Source organism: Thermocladium sp. ECH_B (assembly GCA_001516585.1).
In the GTDB taxonomy this organism is placed as follows: Archaea; Thermoproteota; Thermoprotei; order Thermoproteales; family Thermocladiaceae; genus Thermocladium.
Map to the genome: position 1 here is coordinate 1 of LOBW01000145.1, position 1,304 is coordinate 1,304.

Annotated in this window: 1 protein-coding gene and 1 pseudogene; both read left to right on the plus strand. The window is 51.0% G+C overall.

All coding sequences use genetic code 11. The annotated features are described in order from the left end of the window. Positions 1-445 (plus strand): annotated as a pseudogene (locus tag AT710_09825). Then, on the plus strand, positions 426-992 hold the full coding sequence (locus AT710_09830) for a dTDP-4-dehydrorhamnose 3,5-epimerase (protein KUO89703.1): 567 nt from the start codon (positions 426-428) through the stop codon (positions 990-992). Before AT710_09825 ends, AT710_09830 begins: the two are co-directional and overlap by 20 nt. The last annotated feature ends 312 nt before the right edge of the window (positions 993-1,304 follow it).

The following is a 1,304-nucleotide window of genomic DNA, read 5'->3' on the forward strand; positions in this document are numbered from 1 at the left end:
TGTGGTTAGGGTTGCATGGATATACGGCCTTGGCCCTGGTAGGGCTAACTTCGGTAAGAGCGTAGTTGAGAAGCTTAGTAGGGGGGAGGAGGTTAAGGCTATTGTCGACCAGTGGGGTTCACCAACCCTAAACACGCTGATAGGTGAAGCCATGGCTAGGTTGGTTGATAGGGAGTTTGAGGGTGTCTTGCATGCGGCTGGGCCTAGGTTGAGTAAGTTTGAGTTCGCCATGGCCATAGCCAGCTTCTTAGGCTTTCAGACGAGCCAGATTAAGCCGATTTCAATAAGGGATTTGAACTATAAGGCCCAGAGACCCAGAGACTCAAGCCTAGACAGCTCAATGGCCGCCGAAATGCTTGGGGTGCCCATTAACGACCTCAATTATGCGCTATCTATTTTTAAGGGTGAGTGGGAGGGGTTAAGACATGCCGGTGGTATCGGTTAAGAGGCTCGACATACCTGACGTAATGCTCTTCGAGTTCAGGATCTTCGAGGATAATAGGGGCTTCTTCACAGAGCTTTGGAAGAGAGGGGAGTACCTGGCCCTAGGGCTACCCTACGACTTCGTGCAAGTTAACTTAAGCCACTCGCGCCCAAACGTGGTCAGGGGTCTCCATTACCAGCTTAAGCCCTCTGAGCAGGGTAAACTAGTCTATGTGGTTAAGGGCAGGGTGTTCGATGTAGCCGTCGATGTGAGGAGGGGTTCGCCGTGGTTCAGCAAGTGGGTTGGGGTCGAGTTGCGGCCAGGTCAGGCGCTTTGGGTGCCGCCGGGCTTTGCCCATGGGTTCCAGGCCATTGAGGAATCCTGGTTCCTGTACCTAGTGACCAAGGAGTATGATCAAGCAGGGGAGAGATGTGTAAACTGGAATGATCCAGTAATAGGCGTTAAGTGGCCTAACACAGCTGGGGCAATACTGAGCGATAGGGATAAGGCATGCCCACCGTTAAGCCAAGCAGAGCACAACTTCGAGTACACCCCCATTACCCCTTAAGGACCAATGCCTCATTACGAACCTTTGACTTTAAATAGACTTAAAGCTTAACCTCGGCTTGGTATAATTATGATGGGCAACTACTTTCAATAGGTCTGATCCCCTCCCCGCCCTTAAGGGCGAGGGTTCCATTGGGGTTCTTAATCGTTGCCCCTCTATGGAGGTTAATGGCTTCCTTAACCGACATCGCCCAGTCATGCCTTGTTGAACTACTCACCACTCGGCGATTAGACAAGGCGCTACCTAATAAGCTCTCCACCATTAAATCCCACGCAGTAGGGATAATCTTTGACGATATTGTATTCTCCTTAA